The sequence below is a fragment of the Histidinibacterium aquaticum genome (assembly GCF_008710275.1).
In the GTDB taxonomy this organism is placed as follows: domain Bacteria; phylum Pseudomonadota; class Alphaproteobacteria; order Rhodobacterales; family Rhodobacteraceae; genus Oceanicola; species Oceanicola aquaticus.
Map to the genome: position 1 here is coordinate 360487 of NZ_VYQE01000004.1, position 21143 is coordinate 381629.

A 21143-nucleotide genomic window follows, 5' to 3' on the forward strand; every position below is an offset into this window, starting at 1 on the left:
TAGAACAGCCCCTCGTCCCCAACCGCAACCCGGGGTGGAGAGGCGAGTTCCTTGCCGTATCGGAACTCGGTGTGTCGAATGAGGTTGGGAAAGGTAGCTGAGAGGTGCCGAACTGCCCGCCCGATCCGGACAAGCAAGTGTCACCTGGCGGGCCCGCCCCTGGGCCGTGGGACGGGGGCTGCTGTCACAGGCGCACGTGATGGGAGCGGTGCCGGCGGTGCCACTTGGCGTCGCCATCGCCGAACAGTCTTGGGACATGACGGTCGCGCTCGGCGCGCCCACTCTGCTGGCGATCCTGGCAATCATCGCGACCCGGTGGATCGGGCCGCCCCCCGACCTGAGGGGGATCGAGGCGGTCGCCACGTTGTCCTTCATGTTCCTGATCGTCGCCGGGGCCCTCGCGCCCGCCTACATGGTGCTTGGGATGCCCTGGGTGGATGCGGCCTTCGAGAGCGTCTCGGCCATCACCTCCACCGGCCTGACGGTCGCGAACGACCCGATGGACTGGCCCTTCGCGGGTCATGTCCTTCGGGCCTGGATGCAATGGGCGGGCGGTTTCGCCATCGCTGTCGCCGGCGTCGCGCTCATCCTCGGGCCGGGCCGGCCGAGCCAGCGCATGGGCAGCGCCGGCATCGAGCAGAAGGACCTCCTGACCTCGACCCGGCTCCAGGCCCGCAGCCTGCTTACGGCCTACATCGTGTTGACCGTCATCTCCTGCGGCATCCTCATCCTGCTTCTGCCCACTTGGTGGGAGGGCCTCGTGGTCGGCCTGACGGCCGTCTCGACGGGCGGGTTCACGCCCCGGCCGGACTCGCTGGCCTCCTATTCGCGGGCTGCCCAGATCGCGACCATGCTCATCTGCCTGTCCACGGCCGTCTCTCTCATGGCCTATGTCGTGGCGAAACGAAGTGGGCCCATGGCGGCACTGAGGCAGACGAATGCCCTCTCCGTCATCCTGTTCTCGCTCGGCGGAGCCTGCGTGGCGGCCGTGCTCGCCTGGCCGGAGGGTATCGTCCTCGATGCCGTCCTCAACTTCGTCAGCGGCGCGACGACCGCCGGGTTCTCCGTCGCGACCGTGTCGCAAGCGCCGCCCGTCGTGGCGCTCATCCTCGCGGGCATGGTGGTCGGCGGCGGCATCGGCTCCACCGCCGGCGGCCTGAAGCTGGATCGGGTGCTCATCCTTCTGCGGACGGTCCAGTTCTCCCTCCGCCGCCTGCGCGCGCCCGAACGGGCGGTGACGACCATGCGCATCAGCGGTCGCACGATCACCGAACGGCAGGTCATCGTCCTCTCGGCGACAATCTTCCTCTACACGGTCACCGCCTTCTGCTGCTGGCTCGCCTTTCTCATCGGCGGCGTCGCGCCCCTGTCGGCCCTCTTCGACGTGACCTCCGCCCTTTCGACGGTCGGCCTCTCCTCCGGTGTGACCGGTCCCGATCTCTCCGGCCCGCTCAAGGCCGTTCTCATCGCCGCCATGCTGCTCGGGCGGCTCGAATTTCTCGCGCTGATCGCGGCGCTCTCCCCCGGAACCTGGTTCAGAAGGAGTTGATACCATGCGCATCGTCATCGTCGGCGCGTCGCGGTTCGGCGTCGCCACCGCAGAGCAACTGACCGGAACCGGTCACGAGGTCGTCCTGGTCGACACCGACGGGGATCGGCTCAAGGAGCTCTCCGAGACGCTCGATTGCGGTTTCATAGAGGGCGACGGCTCGCTGCCGACGGTGCAGCGCGATGCCTTCGCCGATCACGCGGACGCGCTGGTCCTGCTGACCAACGAGGACGACGTGAACATCCTCGCCGCACTCGTCGGCAAGTCGGTCGGCTTCGAGCGCGTCGTCCCCCAGATCGTCCGGCGGGAACTGATGTCGGTCTGCGAGGAACTGGGGCTCGCCGATCTCATCACGCCGCACGCCACGGTGGCCCGCTCCATCGTGCGGGCGCTGGAGGACCACGACGACCCTTCGCTTGACCTTCGCGTGCACAAGGACTTCGACGTGCTGGGCTATCACGTCTGCGCCCGTCACGTGGACCAGACCGTCGGCGAGCTCGACCTGCCGTCCAACACCCGCATCATCGCCGTCACGCGCGGGGAGGACGATCTCCTCGTCACCGAGGAGACCAAGTTGAAGAAGGGCGACCGGCTCATCGTGGCGGTCGGGACGGATGCCGAGGATCGGATGGACCAGATCTTCGAGCCCGACGACCAGGACGAAAGACAGGACTGAACGCGCCTCCGGCGCCGAGCCTGGCTCCGATGCCGACTGGAGGAGCGGGAGACGAAGTTCGAGCCTATCCTCGCCCATCGGAAGCCCTAGGCGTTGAAGAGCGGAAAGCTCACGCCGAGGGACCAGGCCAGCACGAGTGCGAGGGCGACGCCCGGTGCCAGAGGGCCGGAGCGGCGGGAGGCCTGCCGCCCCATCGTCCCGAAGACGAGGAAGAAGAGCAGGATGACCGGCGCGATCAGCGCCAGGAAGAAGAGCTCTTCCGGGTTCAGTGCCACGGCTACCCCGAGCGAGGCCAGGAAGCCGCCACGCAGAGCTGAGCGTCGCCAGACAGATGCGCCATGACCCAGCCGGGCGTCCGCCAGCATGAAGGGCAGCGTCCCCGGCAGCAGGGCGGCGATGATCCAGAGCCGCTCCATCGTGGGAAGAAAGTTCGCGGCATAGCGGTCGAGCGCCAGGCCGAAGAGTGCGGACCACGCCAGCAACAGTCCTAGCGCAGCAGGATCGAACGGGCCCAGGCGCACGCGCCAAAGCCGGAGCAGCAGAAGTTGCGCGAGCCCAAATACCGCAAGGTGCAGGGCGAGGTAATCGGCCACGAGCACCGGCAGCAGTCCCGGGTCGAGCGGAACCGCGACGGCGGGGGCTAGAAGGGCCGGGGCAATCGCGGCGACCGCGACCTGCCGACGGCTCAGTCCGGCCGTTGCGACGGGGCGCTCCGGAAGCCTCCGGACGGCGCTGGGGAACAGCATCACGATCCCCGCGAGAAGGCCGAGAATGGCCCAGCCCGTCGGCCGGATCGTCACCGCGGAATCCCGCCCGTAGGCCGCGTCCAGCCAGCTCACGGCCTCCCGTCGCCCGACCCGGCTGTGAAGCACCGAGACGTGTTCGGAGAAGGGCGCCGCCACGGCCCGCCGCACCACATCTCCGCTCCGCGCGGTTTCGCCTTCCTCCGCCTCGGGATCTACCTGCTGCAGTACCTCGAGCGCGAAGTCCCGCAGCCCGACCTCCCAGGCGCCGGTGACGAGCAGAAGTCTCTGCGGGGTTTCGGGCGTGACCGCGTCCGAGTAGGCGGAGACCAGCACGACCGGGCCGATATCCCCCCGTTGCGCGGCGAGGCGAGCCAGGACGTCGGTCGCCATCGAATGCCCCAGCAGGGCGACCGGCCGCCCGGCTCCGAGCGCATCGATCACGCGGCCGGTCTGGTCGATGAGCCGCCGCGTGGTGCCGTTGATCGCGGTCACGTCGCCCGACATCGGAACCGGGTTTCTCCCGTGACCCTCGAAGTCGAAGACGTGGACGCGGTACCCGGCCCGCGCGAGGGGCAGGGCATAGCCCTGCATCATCTGCCGCGACCCGGCGAAGCCGTGTGCCACGACGACATGGGGGCCCTCGGCGTCCGGCTCGGCCCAGGTCGTCACAGGCGTCTCTCCGACCTGCCAGCGCTCTTGCACCACGCCGTGACGCGCGGATTCGAGCACCAGCAGCGACAGGAGGATCGCGAGAAGGGCGAGGGCGGGGCGCATGACCCGCAGCAGGGCGCGCCCCGGCGGTCGAGGTCAAGTCCGCGCGTCATCCCGCCGCAAAGGCTTTAAGTCATGGTCCGGTCGGTCTAGGTCGGGACGCGAAACGAGGGGACGACATGGCTGAGGACATTCGGGACGTCTTCATCATCGGCGGCGGCATCAATGGCTGCGGTATCGCCCGAGATGCGGCGGGACGCGGGCTCACGGTCACCCTGGCCGAGATGAACGACCTCGGCTCGGCGACCTCTTCCGCCTCGACCAAGCTCTTCCACGGCGGGCTGCGCTACCTGGAGTACTTCGAGGTGGGGCTCGTCCGGAAAGCCCTGATCGAGCGCGAGACCCTTCTGCGTGCGATGCCGCATATCTCCTGGCCTCTTCGCTTCGTGCTGCCCTACCACGAGGATATGCGCTTCGAAGGTGCGACGCCGACCTCGAAGATCCTCAACACCGTCATGCCCTGGACCAAGGACAGGCGGCCCGCCTGGGTGATCCGGCTGGGTCTCTTCCTCTATGACAACCTCGGCGGGCGGGACATCCTCCCGGGCACGCGCACCGTCGACCTGCGGAACGCGCCGGAGGGCGCTCCCCTCAAGGACAAGTTCGAACGCGCCTACGAGTACAGCGACTGCTGGGTCGAGGACTCGCGGCTCGTCGTCCTGAACGCCCGCGATGCCGAGGACCACGGCGCGCAGGTCCTGACCCGGACCCGCGTGGACGAGGCGCGGCGCGAGGAGGGTGTCTGGCACGTGACCGTCACCGACACCGATACCGGAGAGACGCGCACGCACCGCGCCCGACTTCTGGTGAACGCGGGCGGGCCCTGGGTCGGCGAGATCATCCGGCAGACGGTGCACAGCAACTCGACGGAGGGCGTGCGGCTGGTCCGGGGGTCGCACATCGTCACGCGGCGCCTCTTCGACCACGACAAGTGCTATTTCTTCCAGGGCGAGGACGGGCGGATCATGTTCGCCATCCCCTACGAGGAGGATTTCACCCTCATCGGCACGACCGACCAAGAGCACGCCGACCCGGACACGCCGCCGGAATGCACCCCGGAAGAGCGGCGCTACATGCTCGACTTCGTCAACGCCTACCTGAGGACTCCGGTCACCGAGGAGGACATCGTCTGGAGCTATTCGGGCGTCCGCCCGCTCTACAACGACGGGGCGCAATCGGCGACGGCGACCACTCGGGACTACACGCTGAAGGTCGATAATACCGGCGGCGCTCCGCTGCTCAACGTCTTTGGCGGCAAGATCACCACCTACCGCAAGCTCGCCGAAGGGGCGCTGGCCAAGATGGCGCCGGCCTTTCCCGGTCTGTCCGGCGACTGGACCGCCGACCGTCCGCTGCCCGGCGGCGGGTTCGCCGTCGCCGACGTGGGCAAACTCATGGACCGGCTGCAGAAAGAGTTTCCGTTCCTCTCGCCCTATGCCTGCCGCCGCATGATCCGCGCCTATGGCACCCACGCCTGGAAGGTGCTGGAGGGTGTCCGCACGGAAGAGGACATGGGCGAGGATTTCGGCGGGACGCTCACCGCGCAGGAAGTCGCCTGGCTCATGGACCGGGAGTTCGCCCGGACCGCCGACGACGTGGTATGGCGCCGGTCCAAGCTGGGTTTGCGGATGACGGACGCGCAGGTCGCGCGTCTCGACGCCTGGATGGCGGAGCGCCGGCGCGGCTAGCCCAGGTGCCGCGCGCCGCGGGCCTTCGCCAGCGCGATCTGCTTCTGCCTTTCGCGAAAGCGCTGCTTGTCCGCCTCGCTCGTCTCGCCCAGGCAGGCCGGGCAAGAGACGCCCTCCTCGTAGTCGGGGTCGTCGACCGTCTCGGGCGTGATCGGCCTCCGGCACGCCCGGCACAGCAGGTGCGGCCCCTCGCGCAGGCCGTGCCCGACCGAGACCCGCTCGTCGAAGACGAAGCAGTCGCCGTGCCAGAGGCTTTCATCCTCCGGCACGTCCTCCAGGTATTTCAGGATGCCGCCCTGAAGGTGATAGACCTCCTCCACCCCCTGCTGGATCAGCCAGTTGGTCGATTTCTCGCAGCGGATGCCCCCGGTGCAGAACATCGCGATCCGCTTTCCTTCGAACCGGTCTCGGTTGGCCTCCCACCAGTCCGGGAAGTCGCCGAAGGACTCGGTCTTCGGGTCGACTGCATTCTCGAAGCTGCCGATGGCGACCTCGTAGCCGTTGCGGGTGTCGATCACCGCGACGTCGGGCGCGGAGATCAACGCGTTCCACTCCCCCGGCGGAACGTACCGCCCGACGGCCCGGCGCGGATCGACCTCGGCCCGGCCCATCGTCACGATCTCCCGCTTCAGCCGGACCTTGAGCTTGCCGAAGGGCATGTCCCGCGCCGTGCTCTCTTTCCACTCGAGGTCGGCGCAGCCGGGCAGTTCCCGGATATGCGCAAGCACCCGGTCGATCCCCTCCCGCGTCCCCGCGATGGTGCCGTTGATCCCCTCCGGCGCCAGCAGCAGCGTGCCCTTGACCCCCGCCGCGCAGGCGCAGGCGGCCAGCGGGCCCTTGAGGGCGCCGGGATCGTCGAACGGCGTGAACCGATAGAGGGCGGCAACGGTGAACATGACGCGGCACCTAGGACAGTCCTGCGTCGCCCCGCAAGGTGGAACACCGTCGGCGACCGACGTGTTACACTATCGTGCAACCGGCAATTCGGGAGGATTCGCCATGACAAAGCACATCATCGACCAACCGAAAGACACGACCAACGGCCGCTTGGGCCGCTTTCTCAAGCTGGAACGCGCCGCACGCCCCGACGCCAAGACGGTGAACCTGCAACGCCGCAGCCGCGGCGACGGCGCCAGCCGTCTCAAGCGGTTCCTGCGGATCGACCGCGGGATGTCCGCCTAGAGCGTCACCGACATGCCTCCGTCGACGAAGAGCGTCTGTCCGTTCACGTAGGACGATGCATCGGAGGCCAGAAAGACACAGGCACCCCGAAGCTCGGGTAGCTGACCCCAGCGCCCGGCCGGGGTGCGCTTCTCGATCCAGCCCGTGAACTCGGGGTCCGCGACGAGCGCCGCGTTGAGCGGCGTATCGAAGTAGCCTGGCGCGATCGCATTGGCCTGGATCCCGTATCCCGCCCAGTCCGCGGCCATGCCCTTCGTCAGGTTCGACACCCCACCCTTCGACGCGGTGTAGGGGGCAATGGTCTTCCGCGCGAGAGCCGACTGGATGGAGGCGATGTTCACGATCTTGCCGCGACCCCGCGGGATCATGTGTCGCGCGACCGCCTGCGCGACCTGGAACACCGATGTCACGTTGGTCCGCATCAGCCTTTCGAAGGCCTCGGCGGGGAAGTCCTCGAGCGGCGCCCGGTGCTGCATGCCGGCGTTGTTCACGAGGATGTCGATCGGGCCGCTCTCCGCCTCGTAACCGTCGATCGCGGCGCGGACCGCCTCCGCGTCGGTCACGTCGAAGGACAGCAGATCCACCTCGTGTCCATCGGCCCGGAGGACCTCGGCGGCGGTCTCCAGCGCCTCCATCCGGCGGCCGTTCAGCACGACCCGGGCGCCGGCCTCCGCCAGCCCCCTGGCGAGTGATTCTCCGATCCCCTGCGAAGATCCGGTCACCAGCGCCGTCCGGCCCTGCAGCGAGAATATCGACTGTGCTGACATCTTTGATGGTCCTCCCGAGCCCGATTCTGCGCCGTCCTTCAGGAATTTGAAACCTCTTCGGGGGAGAGTGTCCGGGCTGCACAGGCGGAGCGGATCATGAACGACACAGGGGAAACCATCCTCGACCGGCCCCGGCTCGGAATTGAAGAGGTGCCCTTCGGGATCGATGAACTCTTCTTCTCCCGAACCGATGAACGGGGGGTGATCCAGGCCGGCAATACCGTCTTCGTCCGCGTCTCCGGCTTTCCGGAGGACGAGCTGATCGGCGCGCCGCACAAGCTGGTGCGCCACCCGGACATGCCCCGCGCTGTCTTCCAGTTCGCCTGGGACAGGCTGAAGGCGGGCGAACCTGTCGCCGCCTATGTCAAGAATCGCTCGAAGGACGGGCGCCACTACTGGGTCTTCGCGGTCATGACGCCGGTCGAGGGGGGCTATCTCTCCGTCCGCCTGAAGCCCAGCAGCCCGACACTCGCCCGGATCGAGAAGATCTACGCCGCCCAGCGGCAGCGCGAAACGGCGGACGGCATCGGCCCGGAGCAGAGCCGTGACGAACTCCTCGCCGCGATCCGCGACGCCGGCTTCAGCGGCTACGACTCCTTCGAGGCGGAGTCGCTGGCGGCAGAGCTCATCGCCCGCAGCGCCGAGCTGCGGCGGCCGAAGGACCTCCGACTTGAGCGGTTCCTTTCGATGTCCCGTGCCATCCACGAGGTGGAGATGGAGTCCGAGGCGATGATGACGGCCTTCGAGGCGATCCGGACCATTCCGCTCAACATGCGAATCCTGGCGTCGCGGCTCGAAGCCGCGGGCGGGCCGATCAGCGCGATCTCCGTCAACTACGGCTCCATGTCCGACGAGATGTCCGCGTGGGTCCGTACCTTCATCCACGGGCAAGACAGCGCCTTTTCCCGCATCCGCGATGCCATCGTCAGCGGACTTTTCCACTACGCCATCGCCGGCCTAATGTCGGAGATGCAGCAGAGCTATCTCGCCGAGGTCGAGGCCGTCGCGCAGGAAGGCGACGGATCCCGCCGTCGGCTCCTTGCCGATCAGAGCCGCGCCTATCAGCTTCGGTCGTCCGACGAACTCAAGCGCACGGGCTACGAGGCCGCCCGCCTGTCTCGCAGCGTTCTCGACATGAAGCGCTACATCACCGGCCTGAGCTCGACCCGAATGATGTGCAAGATCGAGAGCGCGACCCTGTCGAAGTCGGGCGAAACCCTCGTGGGAATCGTCGATCAACTGGACGCAAGCCAGGACGGCATCGAGGAGCGGCTGGCCCGGATCAGCGAACTCAACAGCCACGTCCAGGCCAGCACCGCGCTCTTGCGCAACGGTGCCGCCTCGGTTTGATCCGGACCTTGAGCTTTAGCCTTGGCGGCAGCGTCCAGTCGTTACCGCCGGACCCTCAGCTGCGAACGAGGCTCTCGTAGCTCTCGACCATTTCCCGGGCGAGCGCGCCGACCTCGAAGCCGTAGGGCCCGATCTCGCCGACCGGTGTCACTTCTGCGGCGGTGCCGGTCAGCCAGCACTGCTCGAAGCTCTCCAGCTCGCTTGGCTCGATGTGGCGCTCGTGCACCTTGATCTGGCGCTCGTGCAGCATGCCGATCACGGTCTGCCGCGTGATCCCGTTCAGGAAGCAGTCCGGCAGGGGCGTGTGCACTTCACCGTCTTTGACGAAGAAGATGTTCGCCCCGGTCGCCTCTGCCACGTAGCCCCGATAGTCGAACATCATGGCGTCGGAGAACCCTTTCGCCTCCGCCGCGTGCTTCGACATGGTGCAGATCATGTAGAGACCGGCCGCCTTGGCATGGCTCGGAATGGTCTCCGGCGACGGACGCTTCCACTTGGCGATATCGAGACGCGCGCCCCGGGTCTTGGCGTCGCCATAGTAGGCGCCCCATTCCCAGGCCGCGACAGCAAGCCGGACGGGGTTGCGCATGGAGCTCACGCCCATGTCCTCGCCCGCGCCGCGCCAGGCGACGGCACGAACGTAGGCGTCGGACAGCCCGTTGACCGAAAGGACCTGCTGCTTCGCGGCCTCGATCTCGTCGACGGTCCAGGGCAGGGGCATGTCGATCGCCGCGCCGGATGCCACGAGCCGCTCCGAGTGCTGTCGGCTGCGGAAGATCGAGCCACCGTAGGCCCGCTCGCCCTCGAAGACGGAACTGGCGTAATGCATGGCGTGGGTCAGGATGTGCACCTGCGCGTTGCGCCAGTCCACCAGCTCGCCGTCCATCCAGATCTTGCCGTCTCGATCGTCGTAGCCACCCGCCATCTTGGCCTCCCGGGTTTACGAATGTTTCTCAATCACGACTCCTGAAGACAGGAAGTTGCGATATTCGACTCGTTGCTATCGACGGCGCGACATAATGTCAATAAAGCTGACCTTATTTTCGGCGGACCAAGGGCGCGCTCTTGGCCTGTCAGCCGCCCTGACATAGTGTCCGGGCGATCCGGTCCGGTATGGTGAAAAGATGTCCGACTCCGCACGCGAGGGCGAAAGCCTGCTGTTTCTGACGGATGAGCAGCTGCGCAAGGGGATCGAGGCGATGTTTTTCGCCTATCGCGGTTTCACCTCGGACCCCGATCGCATCCTTGCCGAGCAAGGGCTTGGGCGCGCCCATCACCGGGCCCTGCACTTCATCCATCGCAGCCCCGGCACGACGGTGAACAATCTCCTCTCGATCCTTGGCGTTACGAAACAGTCGCTCAATCGTGTGTTGCGGACGCTGATCGAGGTGGGTCTCGTCGAAAGCAGGGTCGGCGACCGCGACCGGCGCGAGCGGCATCTCCGCCTGACCGAGGAGGGCGCGCGGCTCGAGGCGCGGCTCAGCCGGGTCCAGCGGGCGCGGATGCGCGCGGCCTACCGGGCCGCGGGGCCGGGGGCAGTCGCGGGATTCCGGCAGGTGCTGGAAGCGATGATGGACGAGGAGACGCGGCCGCATTACGAGGCGCTGCGGGACAAGGGGGACAGGGGAGGCCAGTGACGATGGACGATGCCCATGTCCTGATCGTCGACGACGACGAACGGATCCGCGGGCTCCTGCGGAAGTTCCTGCAGCGGCACGGTTTCCTGGTGAGCGCCGCGCGCGATGCCGCGCAGGCGCGGCGGGTGCTGGCCGGGCTCGAGTTCGACCTGATCGTGCTCGACGTCATGATGCCGGGCGAGGACGGGATCAGCCTGTGCGCCGACCTGAGGAGGGTGCTGGCGACGCCGATCCTGCTGCTGACCGCGAAGGGCGAGACGGGCGACCGGATCTCGGGGCTGGAGGCCGGGGCCGACGACTACCTGCCGAAGCCCTTCGAGCCCAAGGAGCTGCTTCTGCGGATCAACGCGATCCTGCGGCGCGTGCCCGCGGCGGAGCCTGCGCCGGTGCTGCCGAAGGTGCTGCACCTGGGTGCGTTCCGCTACGATATCGAGCGCGGCGAGATGTGGAACGGCGATGATCTCGTCCGGCTGACCGCGACCGAAAGCCACCTGATGCGGATCTTTTCCGGCAGGCCCGGCGAGCCTCTGTCGCGGATGACGCTGGTGGAGGAGCTTGGCCGGGCGGGCGGTCAGGCGCAGGAGCGGGCGGTGGACGTCCAGATCACGCGGCTCAGGCGCAAGCTGGAGGCCGACCCGAAGCAGCCGCGCTACCTTCAGACGGTGCGGGGCGCGGGCTACATGCTGGCGCCGGACTGAGCTGTCCAAGGTTGGTCAGGATGATAACGTTTTGAAACTGATGGATAATCAAGGTTAAGGGCCGCGCTGTTAACCTTTGCGATCCGGCGGCGTGCGCCCTGCGGGCGCACCCATGATAAGCCCGGTTTCGCCTGCGGCGAAGACCGGGCGGGGGCGGGGCTCTGCCCCGTCCGCGCGCGGGGCGCGCGCGGACTCCCCGGGATATTTCGGCCCAGAAGGGGGGCGGGGCGTGGCGCGGCGACTTGCACCCGGCGCGGCTTTCGCGTTTCCCTGCCGGCCATGCCCACCGCCCTTCTCACCCACCGCGATTGCGCGGGCCATATCACGCCTTCGGGGCACCCGGAGCAGGTGGCGCGGCTCGACGCCGTCCTAACGGGACTCGAAGGGCTCGACCTGACGCGGGTCTCCGCGCCCATGGCGGCGGAGGACGACATCCTGCGGGTGCATCCGCGGAGCTACCTGGAAGGCCTGCGCCGCTTCGCGCCGGAACGCGGGCTGCGGTCGCTCGACGCCGACACCCACATGTCGCCGGGTTCGCTCGCCGCGGCCTTCCGCGCGGCGGGGGCCGTGGTGCGGGCCGTCGACATGGTGCTGGGGGGCGAGGCGCCCAATGCCTTCTGCGCGGTACGGCCCCCGGGGCACCATGCCGAGCGCGAGACGGCCATGGGGTTCTGTCTCTTCGGGACGGTGGCCATCGGGGCCAAGCACGCGCTCGACCACCACGGGCTGGGGCGCGTCGCGATCGTCGACTTCGACGTTCACCACGGCAACGGCACCCAGGACCTCGTCGAGGACGACCCGCGGATCCTCTTCTGCTCGACCCACCAGATGCCGCTCTATCCCGGCACGGGCGCACCGGACGAGACAGGTCCGCACGACACGGTGCTGAACGTGCCGCTGCCTAGCGGCGCGGGCGGCGGGCAGTTCCAGGATGCCATGGAGACGCAGGTGCTGCCGCGCATCGAGGCCTTCGCGCCCGAGCTGATCCTGGTCTCGGCGGGCTTCGACGCCCATGCCGCCGACCCGCTGGCCGGGCTGCTGCTGACCGAGAACGATTTCACCTGGGTGACGCATCGTCTCTGCGATCTCGCGGACCGCCACTGCGGCGGCAAACTGGTCTCTTCGCTCGAGGGCGGTTACGATCTCGACGCGCTGGGGCATTCGGCCCGGGCGCATGTGGAAGTCCTGATGGAGCGCGGCGCATGACCGAGAAACCCGTGGCGGAAATGAGCTTCGAAGAGGCGATGGGGGAGCTCGAAACCCTCGTCGGCCAGCTCGAGCGCGGGGACGTGCCGCTGGACGAGTCGATCCGGCTCTACGAGCGGGGCGCGGCGCTGAAGGCGCGCTGCGAGCAGAAGCTCTCGGAGGCCGAGGAGAAGGTCGCCAAGCTCACCCTCGACGCCGAGGGCAACCCGACGGGCACCGCGCCGCTCGATGGTTGACGGAAGGCTCGCGGAGGCGGGCGCGCGGATCCGGGACCATCTGCGGGAGAGCGTGCCGCCGAGCGGCGTGGCGGAGGCCGACCTGCTGGGCGAGGCCGTCGCCTATGCTTCCGAGGGCGGCAAGGCGGTGCGCGGGGCGCTTGTCCTGGAAAGCTGTGCGATCTGCGGCGTCGACGCGGGCGCGGCGCTGAAGGCCGCCTCGGCCATCGAGGCGATCCACGCCTATTCGCTCGTTCACGACGACCTGCCCGCGATGGACGATGACGACATGCGCCGGGGACGGCCCACGCTGCACCGCGCCTACGGCGAGGCGCTCGCGATCCTGGCGGGCGACGCCCTGCAGAGCCTCGCCTTCGACCGGCTCGCCGCGATCACGGAGGCCCCGCCGGAGCGGGTGCTGGCGCTGGTGGGCGCGCTCGCGCGGGACGCGGGGCCGCGCGGCATGGTGGAGGGCCAGTGGCTCGACATGCGGGCCGAGAGCCATCCCCTGCCGGAGAGCGCCCCAATGGAGGACCGGCTCCGGCGGATCGAGGACATCCAGAGCCGCAAGACCGGCGCGCTGCTGCGCTGGTCCTGCGAGGCGGGGCCGATCCTCGGCGGGCAGGACCCGGCCCCCTTCCGGGCCTATGCCGATGCCGTGGGGCTCGCCTTCCAGGTCCGCGACGACCTCCTCGACGTGGAGGGCAGCGCCGAGGAGACCGGCAAGGCCGTGGGCAAGGACGCAGCTGCCGGGAAGGCGACCTTCGTCGGTCTGCTCGGCGTCGATGGCGCGCGGGCCAAGGCCGGGGCGCTGCTGGACGAGGCTCTCGCCGCGTTGGACCCGTTCGGCCCCTCGGCGGATTTCCTCCGTGAGCTCGCGCGCTTCATCGTGACGCGGGACCGATAGGCTGGTAGAGGCGCGCGGATGCCCCAGGTGACGAACCGATGACCGACAGACCGAAGACCCCGACCCTCGACAAGGTGCACCTGCCGTCCGACCTGCGGCGGCTGTCCGACGAGGATCTGCACCGCGTGGCGCAGGAGCTGCGGCAGGAGACCATCAGCGCCGTGAGCCAGACCGGCGGGCACCTCGGCGCAGGCCTCGGCGTCGTCGAGCTGACGGTGGCGATCCACTCGGTCTTCGAGACGCCGCGGGACAAGCTGATCTGGGACGTGAGCCACCAGTGCTACCCGCACAAGATCCTCACCGGCCGGCGCGAGCGCATCCGGACCCTGCGCCAGAAAGACGGGCTTTCGGGCTTCACCAAGCGGAGCGAGAGCCCCTACGACCCCTTCGGCGCGGCGCATTCCTCGACCTCGATGTCGGCGGGGCTGGGGTTCGCCGTGGCGCGGGACCTGGGCGGCGATCCGGGCGACGTGGTCTGCGTGATCGGCGACGGGGCGATGTCGGCTGGCATGGCCTACGAGGCGATGAACAACGCCGGGGCGCTGGGCAAGCGGCTGATCATCATTCTCAACGACAACGAGATGTCGATCGCGCCGCCGGTGGGGGCGATGTCCTCCTACCTCTCCCGGCTCTATGCCGGGGCGCCTTTCCAGGAGCTGAAGGCCGTGGCCAAGGGGGCGGTGAGCTTCCTGCCGCCGCCGCTGCAGGAAGGCGCGCGCCGGGCGAAGGACATGCTGAAGCATCTCGCGGTGGGCGGCACGCTCTTCGAGGAACTGGGGATCTCCTACTTGGGGCCGATCGACGGGCATGACCTCGACCAGCTGCTTGCGATCCTGCGCACGGTGCGGTCGCGGGCGGACGGGCCGATCCTGATCCACGCCATCACGCGCAAGGGCAAGGGATACGCCCCCGCCGAAGAGGCCGCCGACCGCGGCCACGGGGTGTCGAAGTTCGACATGGTCACCGGGGAGCAGAGCAAGGCGCCGTCGAACGCGCCCTCCTACACCAAGGTCTTCGCGCAGACGCTCTCCGATATCGCGGAGCGGGACGACAAGATCGTCGCGGTGACCGCCGCGATGCCGGACGGGACCGGGCTCAAGAGCTTCATGGAGCGTTTCTCGTCTCGGTGCTTCGACGTCGGGATCGCCGAGCAGCACGCGGTGACCTTCGCGGCGGGGCTCGCGGCCGGGGGGATGCGGCCCTTCGCGGCGATCTACTCGACCTTCCTGCAGCGGGGCTACGACCAGATCGTGCACGACGTGGCGATCCAGCGGCTGCCGGTGCGCTTCGCCATCGACCGGGCGGGGCTCGTGGGGGCGGACGGGGCGACCCATGCCGGCAGCTACGACATCGCCTATCTCGCGAACCTGCCGGGCTTCGTGGTCATGGCGGCCGCCGACGAGGCGGAGCTCGCGCGGATGGTGGCGACGGCGGCCGTCCACGACGAGGGGCCCATCGCCTTCCGCTTTCCGCGCGGCGAGGGCGTGGGGCTCGAGATGCCGAAGGTTCCGGAGCCGCTCGAGATCGGCAAGGGCCGGATCGTGCGGGAGGGCCGGCGGGTGGCGCTGCTCTCCTACGGGACGCGGCTGGCGGAGGCGGAGGTCGCCTGCGAGCGGCTGGCCGAGCGGAGAATCGAGCCGACGCTGGCCGACGCGCGTTTCGTCAAGCCGCTGGACCGCGAGTTGATCCTCAACCTTGCCCGCAACCACGAGGCGCTGATCACGCTGGAAGAGGGCGCGGTCGGCGGCTTCGGCAGCCATGTCGCGCAGCTCCTGGCCGAGGAGGGCGTCTTCGACCGGGGTCTCGCCTACCGCTCGATGGTGCTGCCGGACGTCTTCATCGACCAGGCCAGCCCGCGGGACATGTACGAAGTGGCGGGGCTCAACGCCGAGCACATCGAGGCCAAGGTGCTGGAGACCCTCGGCGTCGGCGTGATGTCCAAGCGGGCCTGAGGCGGGACGCGATCCGGCGGGGCGGCCGCCGCGGCGCCCCGCGTCTTGCGCCGCCCCCGGGCGGATGGTCTAGTCCGCCGCGGTCAGGGAGGCGCCGATGGTCGACATCGCCACACGAGTCTGGAACCACAAGTGGAAGATCGATCCGATCGTCCGCTCCCTCATCGATACCGATTTCTACAAGCTGCTGATGTGCCAGTCGGTGTTCCGCAACCACCCGGACACCACCGTCACCTTCAGCCTGATCAACCGCACGACGGACATCCGTCTCGCCAACCTGATCGACGAGGGCGAGCTCCGCGAACAGCTCGACCACATCCGCTCGCTCTCCCTCACCCGGGGCGAGAGCACCTGGATGCGGGGCAACACCTTCTACGGCAAGCGGCAGATGTTCACGCCTGAGTTCATGGACTGGTTCGAGAACCTGCGCCTGCCGCCCTACCAGCTCGACAAGCGCGACGGGCAGTACGAGCTCACCTTCGAGGGCAAGTGGCCCGAGGTCATGCTCTGGGAGATCCCAGCCCTCGCCGTCCTGATGGAACTGCGCGGCCGGGCCGTCCTCCGTGACATGGGACGGTTCGAGCTGCAGGTCCTCTACGCCCGCGCCATGACCAAGCTCTGGGAGAAGGTCGAGCGGCTCCGCACCCTGCCGGGCCTGAAGATCGCCGACTTCGGCACCCGCCGGCGGCACAGCTTCCTCTGGCAGGACTGGGCGGTGCAGGCCATGCTCGAGGGGCTGGGCGAGGCCTTCACCGGCACCTCCAACTGCCTGATCGCCAAGAACCGCGACCTCGAGGCCATCGGTACCAACGCCCACGAGCTGCCCATGGTCTACGCCGCGCTCGCCCGGGACGACGCCGAGCTCGCCGCCGCCCCCTACGACGTGCTCTCCGACTGGCACGAGGAGCACGAGGGCAACCTGCGCATCATCCTGCCCGACACCTTCGGCACCGGTCCCTTCCTCGCCAACGCCCCGGACTGGCTGACGAAATGGACCGGCATCCGCATCGATTCCGGCGACCCGGCGGAGGGGGCGGAGACCGCCATCCGCTGGTGGACCGACCGGGGGGAGGACCCCCGCGAGAAGCTGGTGATCTTCTCGGACGGGCTGGACGTGGAGAAGATCGAGGAGCTCCACGCCCGCTTCTCGGGCCGGGTGAAGGTGAGCTTCGGCTGGGGAACGCTACTGACCAACGACTTCCGCGGGTTGGCCGAGAACGACGCCCTGGCGCCCTTCAGCCTCGTCTGCAAGGCCGTCGCCGCCGAGGGCCGCCCCACCGTCAAGCTCTCCGACAACCCCCGCAAGGCCATGGGCCCGGCCTCCGAGATCGAACGGTACAAGCGGGTGTTCGGGGTGGGGGAGCAGGTGGAGCGGGAGGTTGTGGTTTAGGACCGTGCCGTAGGGTGGGGTTCGACCCCACCGCCGGCGTAGGATTCGTTACTTCGTATGCTCAGACCGCCGCGCGCCGTTCAGCGAAGGTATCCCCGCACTCGTCCATCGACCGCGTAGGCCGGGCTTCAGCCCGGCACCCCCTCACTCGATCGCTTCCTCCACCGTGTCGTTCATCCCGGCGTCGGTGGTCTCCTGCCGCCATTCGCCGAAGAGCAGCAGCCCCCCGATGATGAGGACGAACCCCACGGGGATGAGGACGAAGATCTTCGGGTGACGGGCCTCGGTCTTGGTGCGTTTCGCCATGTCGTGTCCTTTCCTGCCTTTCCGGCACAACACCCGCACTGCCGCAGGGTTCACCCCCGGCCCTACACGGCGGACCCGGCCGCCCTAGGTGACCGCCCATGTCGGACACGCTGAGGACCTTCTTCAACCTCTTCGAGAAGCTGGTGGCCGCGCTGCTCCTGCTCGGGATGGTCGTGGTGATCGGGCTCGCTGCCTGGGCCTTCCTGCGCACCGCCGGAGAGACCGCGATGAACCCGCAGGCCGACCTCGCCTATTCCACCTTCCAGCGCATGTTCGACCGGCTGCTCGCCGCCGTCATCGCACTGGAGCTCGCGCGGTCGGTGCTGCTGCTGGTCGAGGGGCACAGGGGGCTCGTGCAGGTGAGGATCATCCTCGTCATCGGCATCCTCGCCGTCGTGCGGAAGCTGATCCTGATCGAGCTGGAGACCGCCGAGGCGCCCATCCTCTTCGGCCTCGCTGCCGCGGTCATCGCCCTGGGCGTCGTCTTCGCGCTGCTAAACTGGCTCGAACCGGCGCGGGGGCCGGAGGACTGAAAGGTTAACGGGCCGGGGCTCCGGACGGATTTTCAAGCAATTCCAAAGGCTTGAGGTCCTGTCCAAATTTGGACGCCCCCACACCGCCCCGTGATTTGCCTCTCCCCGCCGGCCCGATACCTTCGACTGGACCCTGCCGGAGCCCGCCCATGCCGACCCGCCGCACGACCCTCGCCCTGCTCGCCGCCGCGCCGCTGGCCGCCCGGGCCCAGGACGCGCCCTCCGACTGGTCCGATCTCCCCGGCCGCGCCGCCGAGATGGACCAGTTCCACGCCATCGCCGTCTCCCACCGCGGCGAGATCGTGCTGGAGGAGGCCGTCCGCGGCCCCTCCCTCTCCACGCCCGCCAACATCAAGTCGGTCTCCAAGAGCGTCGTCGCGGCCCTCCTCGGCGCCGCGATCGAGGACGGCGCGGTGCCCTCGGTGGAGGCCACGCTCGGAGAGGTCGCGCCCGCGCTCATCCCCTCCGGAGCCGACCCCCGCGTCTCCGATCTCACGATGGAGGATCTCGTCACCCTCCGCGCCGGTCTCGAACGCACCTCCGGCCCGAATTACGGCGGCTGGGTGGCGAGCGGAAACTGGGTCGCCGACGCCCTCACCCGCCCCTTCGTCGCGGAACCCGGCGGCCGGATGCTCTATTCCACCGGCTCCTTCCACGTCCTCGGCGCCGCCCTGACCGAGGCGACGGGCGAAAGCCTGCTCGCCCTCGCGCGCCGCCAGCTGGGCGATCCCCTCGGCATCGAGATCCCGCCCTGGACCCGCGATCCGCAGGGCTACTACATGGGCGGCAACCAGATGGCCCTGACGCCCGCCGGGATGATCCGCTTCGGCGAGCTCTACCGCCTCGGCGGCGCCTGGGAGGGCGCGCGCGTCCTTCCCGCGCCCTACGTCGACGCCACCTTCGAGCCGGTGGCGACCTCGCCCTGGTCCGGTCTCGGCTACGGCTACGGCTGGTTCACCGGGCTGACGGGAGGCCGCCGCTTCGGGCTCGCCCGGGGTTACGGCGGGCAGATCGTCTTCGTGATGCCGGAGGCGGCGCTCACCATCGCCATCACCTCGGACCCGAACCGCCCGGCCCGCAGCGAGGGCTACTTCGGCGAGCTGATGGACTTCGTGACCGAACAGGTCGTGCCGCTGGCCACCTAGAGCGGCACGCTCTCCACGGTTTCCTTGAGCAGCTCGGCCGAGGCGCGCAGGCCGTCGCGCTCCTCGCTGGAAAGGTCCGGGACCAGCGCCGCCGTGACGCCCTCCGCCCCCACGACGCGCGGCACCGAGCAGGCGACATCCCGGACCCCCTCGACGTCCGAGACGGTGGAAACCGTGAGCACCGCCTGCTCGTCAGCGCCGATGGCCGAGACGATCCGGGCGAGGCCCGCGCCGATCCCGTACCAGGTGGCGCCCTTGCCCTCGATGATCGTGTAGGCCGCCCGCCGGACGCCCGTGTCGATCCGCTCGCGAACCTCGGAGGTCAGCGGCGCGCCCATCTGCTCGGCGAAGCTCTCGACCGAGACCGACCCCGCCCGCGCGGCCGACCAGGCGAGCACTTCGGAATCCCCGTGCTCGCCCAGCACGTAGGCATGAACCGAGCGCGGCGCGATGCCGAGCTGACGCCCCAGCAACCAGCGGAACCGCGCGGTATCCAGGATCGTCCCGGAGCCGATCACCCGCGCCGCCGGCAGGCCCGACAGGCGGGCGGTGATCTGGCCCATGATGTCGACGGGGTTCGAGGCCACCAGCAGGATGGCGTCGGGACAGACCCGCATGACCTCGCCCACGACCGACCGGAAGACCTCGGCGTTACGACCCAGAAGTTCCAGCCGGGTCTCGCCCGGCTTCTGGCCGACGCCGCAGGAGAGGATCACGACACGGCACCCCGCGAGGTCGTCGTAGCCGCCCGCCATGACCGAAACGGCGCCGCCGAAGGGCACGGCATGGGCGATGTCCTCGGCCTCCGCCCGCGCCCGGGCCGGGTCGATATCGACCAGGACCACGCGCGAGGCCGCGCCCCGCAGGACCAGCGCGAAGCCTGCCGCCGAACCGACCATGCCGGCGCCCACGATCCCGACCTTCATCCTGACACCTCCTAGCAGACAGCCCTCAGCCTAGCGTCCCTCAGGGATCCACGCGACCCCGCATGGACTTTACCTCGCCGCGCTTCTTCTTGGCGTCCAGCCGCTTGCGCTTCTGGTTCTGGGTGACGCGCGTGGGGATCCGGCGCTTCGGCTTCTCGCAGGCCTTGCGGATGAGCGCCACGAGACGCTCCCGAGCGATTTCGCGGTTACGGGCCTGCGAGCGTTCTTCGGACGCCCTGATCACCACCGCCCCCTCCTTCGTCCAGCGGCGGCCGGCCAGCCTGCGGAGGCGGTTCTTCACGGGGCCGGGGAGGGAGGGCGACCGCTCTGCCTCGAAGCGCAGCTCGACCGCCGAGGAAACCTTGTTCACGTTCTGCCCGCCGGGGCCGCCCGCGCGGGTGAACTGCTCGGTGATCTCCCAGTCTTCGATGCTCAGGGTGTCGGTGATGGCGATGCTCATGGGCCCGGGGATACCCCAGTCTTCATCTAGCCCCAAATACCTTGTTGCCCGCGCAGCGCAGCTCCGGCGTCGGGAAGGGCGCGCGCCGCCGGCCCTCCCGCGCCACCGCGACGCGCGAAGCGCGGCGCAACAGGGCCGGGCGCACCAGGCGGACCAAAGCAAAAGGGCCGCCCCGGCGATGGGGCGACCCTTCGAAAGTTTCGGAGGTGGGGTCGGTTAGGATCCCCAACACGGGGTTTGAAATCCCGAGGGCTGCCTCAGGAAATCGCCTCCCACGCTGTTCCGACACCTCTCTCCAATCTCTTTCTAGACACTGGATCACCTCCTTTCATTTGGTTTCGCCTGACCGGGAGCGTTGCACAGATCTGGTGTATGTCAAATGAATTTACGCAAGCCTTAGGCGGGCCGCGCACGGAGTTGCTCGGTGATGAGGCGGAACGGCACCAGGGCGATCAAGGCGACGGCGAGTTTGACCGCCCAATCCGCCACCGCGAGGCTGACCCAGAGGGGCGCAAACGGGCCGGTCAAGAGGAAGGGCACGGCCTCCTGCGCCCAGGCGATTTGGGCGTCCGCCGCGGCGCCGAAGCTCAGCACGCCGGCGAAGGCGACCGTGAAGAAGATCGCCGTGTCGACCGTGGAGCCAACGAGGGTGGAGACCAGCGGCGCGCGCCACCAGGCGCCTTCGCGGAACCGCGAGAAGATCGCGACGTCGAGCAGCTGCGCCAAGAGGAAGGCCGAGCCCGAGGCGACGGCGACCCGAAGCGGAACGGCGGGCCCGAACTCCAGCATGATCTGCGAGCCGATGAGCGAGCAGACGACGCCCACGGCGAAGCCCGCGAGCACGACCCGCCGCGCGGGACCGGCACCGTAGACCCGGTTCATCACGTCCGTGACGAGGAAGGCCACCGGGTAGGTGAAGGCGCCCCATGTCAGCAGTCCGTCGAGGATCAGGAACTGCACGAGGATGTTCGAGGCCACCACGACGGCGGCCATGGCAAGAATGCCGGGAAGGATGCGGGTCATTGAGGAGTCCGTTTTG

At 68.9% G+C, this 21143-nt stretch carries 22 protein-coding genes; 14 read left to right on the plus strand and 8 right to left on the minus strand.

The genetic code is table 11. The features are described from left to right. The first annotated feature begins 199 nt into the window (after positions 1-199). On the plus strand, positions 200-1549 hold the full coding sequence (locus tag F3S47_RS14405; protein ID WP_150445974.1) for a TrkH family potassium uptake protein: 1350 nt from the start codon (positions 200-202) through the stop codon (positions 1547-1549). A 4-nt stretch (positions 1550-1553) separates the two neighbouring features. After that, positions 1554-2225, plus strand: coding sequence for a potassium channel family protein (locus F3S47_RS19450; RefSeq protein WP_191090202.1), 672 nt, complete (start codon positions 1554-1556; stop codon positions 2223-2225). Positions 2226-2311: 86 nt separating this feature from the next. Here F3S47_RS19450 and F3S47_RS14415 read toward each other — a convergent pair whose 3' ends face one another. Then, the gene (locus tag F3S47_RS14415; RefSeq protein ID WP_150445975.1) at positions 2312-3745 is read right to left on the minus strand and encodes an alpha/beta hydrolase; all 1434 of its coding nucleotides are present in this window, start codon (positions 3743-3745) and stop codon (positions 2312-2314) included. Between the two features lie 116 nt (positions 3746-3861). Here F3S47_RS14415 and glpD point away from each other — a divergent pair, with 116 nt between their 5' ends. Continuing rightward, positions 3862-5430, plus strand: coding sequence for a glycerol-3-phosphate dehydrogenase (glpD, locus tag F3S47_RS14420; RefSeq protein ID WP_150445976.1), 1569 nt, complete (start codon positions 3862-3864; stop codon positions 5428-5430). Here glpD and trhO read toward each other — a convergent pair. Further along, positions 5427-6326 carry an oxygen-dependent tRNA uridine(34) hydroxylase TrhO gene (trhO, locus tag F3S47_RS14425; RefSeq protein ID WP_150445977.1) on the minus strand — a complete coding sequence of 300 codons (900 nt, stop codon included), beginning with the start codon at positions 6324-6326 and terminating at the stop codon, positions 5427-5429. The two genes, glpD and trhO, sit on opposite strands and share 4 nt — an antisense overlap. A 103-nt stretch (positions 6327-6429) precedes the next feature. On the opposite strand from trhO, the gene F3S47_RS14430 reads away from it, so the two are divergent. Then, positions 6430-6612, plus strand: coding sequence for a hypothetical protein (locus F3S47_RS14430; protein WP_150445978.1), 183 nt, complete (start codon positions 6430-6432; stop codon positions 6610-6612). Here the strand turns inward: F3S47_RS14430 and F3S47_RS14435 are convergent. After that, positions 6609-7379 carry an SDR family oxidoreductase gene (locus F3S47_RS14435; protein ID WP_150445979.1) on the minus strand — a complete coding sequence of 257 codons (771 nt, stop codon included), beginning with the start codon at positions 7377-7379 and terminating at the stop codon, positions 6609-6611. The genes F3S47_RS14430 and F3S47_RS14435 overlap by 4 nt on opposite strands. 96 nt (positions 7380-7475) lie before the next feature. On the opposite strand from F3S47_RS14435, the gene F3S47_RS14440 reads away from it, so the two are divergent. After that, entirely contained in the window at positions 7476-8729 is a 1254-nt protein-coding gene (locus F3S47_RS14440; protein WP_150445980.1) for a PAS domain-containing protein, read from the plus strand. A 55-nt stretch (positions 8730-8784) separates the two neighbouring features. On the opposite strand, the gene F3S47_RS14445 is transcribed toward F3S47_RS14440, so the two are convergent. After that, positions 8785-9654 (minus strand): branched-chain amino acid aminotransferase, encoded by an 870-nt coding sequence (locus F3S47_RS14445; protein WP_150445981.1) that lies wholly within the window; start codon positions 9652-9654, stop codon positions 8785-8787. A gap of 199 nt (positions 9655-9853) precedes the next feature. Here F3S47_RS14445 and F3S47_RS14450 point away from each other — a divergent pair, with 199 nt between their 5' ends. The 7 genes from F3S47_RS14450 to pncB all read left to right on the plus strand — a co-directional run bounded on the left by F3S47_RS14450 (position 9854) and on the right by pncB (position 16734). Then, on the plus strand, positions 9854-10366 hold the full coding sequence (locus F3S47_RS14450) for a MarR family winged helix-turn-helix transcriptional regulator (RefSeq protein WP_150445982.1): 513 nt from the start codon (positions 9854-9856) through the stop codon (positions 10364-10366). Between the two features lie 2 nt (positions 10367-10368). Continuing rightward, complete coding sequence (locus F3S47_RS14455; RefSeq protein ID WP_150446178.1) at positions 10369-11064, plus strand: response regulator; 696 nt, start codon at positions 10369-10371, stop codon at positions 11062-11064. A 279-nt stretch (positions 11065-11343) separates the two neighbouring features. Continuing rightward, positions 11344-12270: a histone deacetylase family protein gene (locus F3S47_RS14460; protein ID WP_150445983.1), complete on the plus strand. Its 927-nt coding sequence runs from the start codon at positions 11344-11346 to the stop codon at positions 12268-12270. Next, positions 12267-12506 (plus strand): exodeoxyribonuclease VII small subunit, encoded by a 240-nt coding sequence (locus tag F3S47_RS14465; protein ID WP_150445984.1) that lies wholly within the window; start codon positions 12267-12269, stop codon positions 12504-12506. Before F3S47_RS14460 ends, F3S47_RS14465 begins: the two co-directional genes overlap by 4 nt. Then, positions 12499-13392 (plus strand): polyprenyl synthetase family protein, encoded by an 894-nt coding sequence (locus F3S47_RS14470; protein ID WP_150445985.1) that lies wholly within the window; start codon positions 12499-12501, stop codon positions 13390-13392. Before F3S47_RS14465 ends, F3S47_RS14470 begins: the two co-directional genes overlap by 8 nt. Before the next feature lie 38 nt (positions 13393-13430). After that, entirely contained in the window at positions 13431-15344 is a 1914-nt protein-coding gene (dxs, locus tag F3S47_RS14475; protein ID WP_150445986.1) for a 1-deoxy-D-xylulose-5-phosphate synthase, read from the plus strand. 97 nt (positions 15345-15441) lie between these two features. Next, positions 15442-16734 (plus strand): nicotinate phosphoribosyltransferase, encoded by a 1293-nt coding sequence (pncB, locus tag F3S47_RS14480; RefSeq protein WP_150445987.1) that lies wholly within the window; start codon positions 15442-15444, stop codon positions 16732-16734. A 144-nt stretch (positions 16735-16878) separates the two neighbouring features. Here pncB and F3S47_RS14485 read toward each other — a convergent pair whose 3' ends face one another. Beyond that, positions 16879-17040, minus strand: coding sequence for a nicotinate phosphoribosyltransferase (locus F3S47_RS14485; protein ID WP_150445988.1), 162 nt, complete (start codon positions 17038-17040; stop codon positions 16879-16881). Between the two features lie 98 nt (positions 17041-17138). Here F3S47_RS14485 and F3S47_RS14490 point away from each other — a divergent pair, with 98 nt between their 5' ends. Further along, positions 17139-17573 carry a phosphate-starvation-inducible PsiE family protein gene (locus F3S47_RS14490; RefSeq protein ID WP_150445989.1) on the plus strand — a complete coding sequence of 145 codons (435 nt, stop codon included), beginning with the start codon at positions 17139-17141 and terminating at the stop codon, positions 17571-17573. Positions 17574-17722: 149 nt separating this feature from the next. Continuing rightward, positions 17723-18718 (plus strand): serine hydrolase domain-containing protein, encoded by a 996-nt coding sequence (locus F3S47_RS14495; protein ID WP_150445990.1) that lies wholly within the window; start codon positions 17723-17725, stop codon positions 18716-18718. On the opposite strand, the gene F3S47_RS14500 is transcribed toward F3S47_RS14495, so the two are convergent. The 3 genes from F3S47_RS14500 to F3S47_RS14510 all read right to left on the minus strand — a co-directional run bounded on the left by F3S47_RS14500 (position 18715) and on the right by F3S47_RS14510 (position 21127). Next, a complete protein-coding gene (locus F3S47_RS14500) occupies positions 18715-19644 on the minus strand; it encodes an L-lactate dehydrogenase (RefSeq protein WP_150445991.1) in 930 nt (309 codons plus the stop codon). The two genes, F3S47_RS14495 and F3S47_RS14500, sit on opposite strands and share 4 nt — an antisense overlap. Before the next feature lie 40 nt (positions 19645-19684). After that, complete coding sequence (gene arfB, locus F3S47_RS14505) at positions 19685-20104, minus strand: alternative ribosome rescue aminoacyl-tRNA hydrolase ArfB (protein ID WP_150445992.1); 420 nt, start codon at positions 20102-20104, stop codon at positions 19685-19687. A 396-nt stretch (positions 20105-20500) separates the two neighbouring features. Further along, positions 20501-21127 carry a queuosine precursor transporter gene (locus tag F3S47_RS14510; RefSeq protein WP_150445993.1) on the minus strand — a complete coding sequence of 209 codons (627 nt, stop codon included), beginning with the start codon at positions 21125-21127 and terminating at the stop codon, positions 20501-20503. Positions 21128-21143: the final 16 nt, after the last annotated feature.

Bases quoted from the DNA above. Each gene is read 5' to 3' on its own strand.
- F3S47_RS14495 (WP_150445990.1), top strand. From the start codon at position 17,723: ATGCCGACCCGCCGCACGACCCTCGCCCTGCTCGCCGCCGCGCCGCTG.
- F3S47_RS14445 (WP_150445981.1), bottom strand. From the start codon at position 9,654: ATGGCGGGTGGCTACGACGATCGAGACGGCAAGATCTGGATGGACGGC.
- F3S47_RS14485 (WP_150445988.1), bottom strand. From the start codon at position 17,040: ATGGCGAAACGCACCAAGACCGAGGCCCGTCACCCGAAGATCTTCGTC.
- pncB (WP_150445987.1), top strand. From the start codon at position 15,442: ATGGTCGACATCGCCACACGAGTCTGGAACCACAAGTGGAAGATCGAT.
- F3S47_RS14405 (WP_150445974.1), top strand. From the start codon at position 200: ATGGGAGCGGTGCCGGCGGTGCCACTTGGCGTCGCCATCGCCGAACAG.
- glpD (WP_150445976.1), top strand. From the start codon at position 3,862: ATGGCTGAGGACATTCGGGACGTCTTCATCATCGGCGGCGGCATCAAT.
- F3S47_RS14460 (WP_150445983.1), top strand. From the start codon at position 11,344: ATGCCCACCGCCCTTCTCACCCACCGCGATTGCGCGGGCCATATCACG.
- F3S47_RS14490 (WP_150445989.1), top strand. From the start codon at position 17,139: ATGTCGGACACGCTGAGGACCTTCTTCAACCTCTTCGAGAAGCTGGTG.
- trhO (WP_150445977.1), bottom strand. From the start codon at position 6,326: ATGTTCACCGTTGCCGCCCTCTATCGGTTCACGCCGTTCGACGATCCC.
- F3S47_RS14450 (WP_150445982.1), top strand. From the start codon at position 9,854: ATGTCCGACTCCGCACGCGAGGGCGAAAGCCTGCTGTTTCTGACGGAT.
- F3S47_RS19450 (WP_191090202.1), top strand. From the start codon at position 1,554: ATGCGCATCGTCATCGTCGGCGCGTCGCGGTTCGGCGTCGCCACCGCA.
- F3S47_RS14510 (WP_150445993.1), bottom strand. From the start codon at position 21,127: ATGACCCGCATCCTTCCCGGCATTCTTGCCATGGCCGCCGTCGTGGTG.
- dxs (WP_150445986.1), top strand. From the start codon at position 13,431: ATGACCGACAGACCGAAGACCCCGACCCTCGACAAGGTGCACCTGCCG.
- F3S47_RS14430 (WP_150445978.1), top strand. From the start codon at position 6,430: ATGACAAAGCACATCATCGACCAACCGAAAGACACGACCAACGGCCGC.
- F3S47_RS14465 (WP_150445984.1), top strand. From the start codon at position 12,267: ATGACCGAGAAACCCGTGGCGGAAATGAGCTTCGAAGAGGCGATGGGG.
- F3S47_RS14415 (WP_150445975.1), bottom strand. From the start codon at position 3,745: ATGCGCCCCGCCCTCGCCCTTCTCGCGATCCTCCTGTCGCTGCTGGTG.
- F3S47_RS14455 (WP_150446178.1), top strand. From the start codon at position 10,369: ATGGACGATGCCCATGTCCTGATCGTCGACGACGACGAACGGATCCGC.
- F3S47_RS14500 (WP_150445991.1), bottom strand. From the start codon at position 19,644: ATGAAGGTCGGGATCGTGGGCGCCGGCATGGTCGGTTCGGCGGCAGGC.
- arfB (WP_150445992.1), bottom strand. From the start codon at position 20,104: ATGAGCATCGCCATCACCGACACCCTGAGCATCGAAGACTGGGAGATC.
- F3S47_RS14470 (WP_150445985.1), top strand. From the start codon at position 12,499: ATGGTTGACGGAAGGCTCGCGGAGGCGGGCGCGCGGATCCGGGACCAT.
- F3S47_RS14440 (WP_150445980.1), top strand. From the start codon at position 7,476: ATGAACGACACAGGGGAAACCATCCTCGACCGGCCCCGGCTCGGAATT.
- F3S47_RS14435 (WP_150445979.1), bottom strand. From the start codon at position 7,379: ATGTCAGCACAGTCGATATTCTCGCTGCAGGGCCGGACGGCGCTGGTG.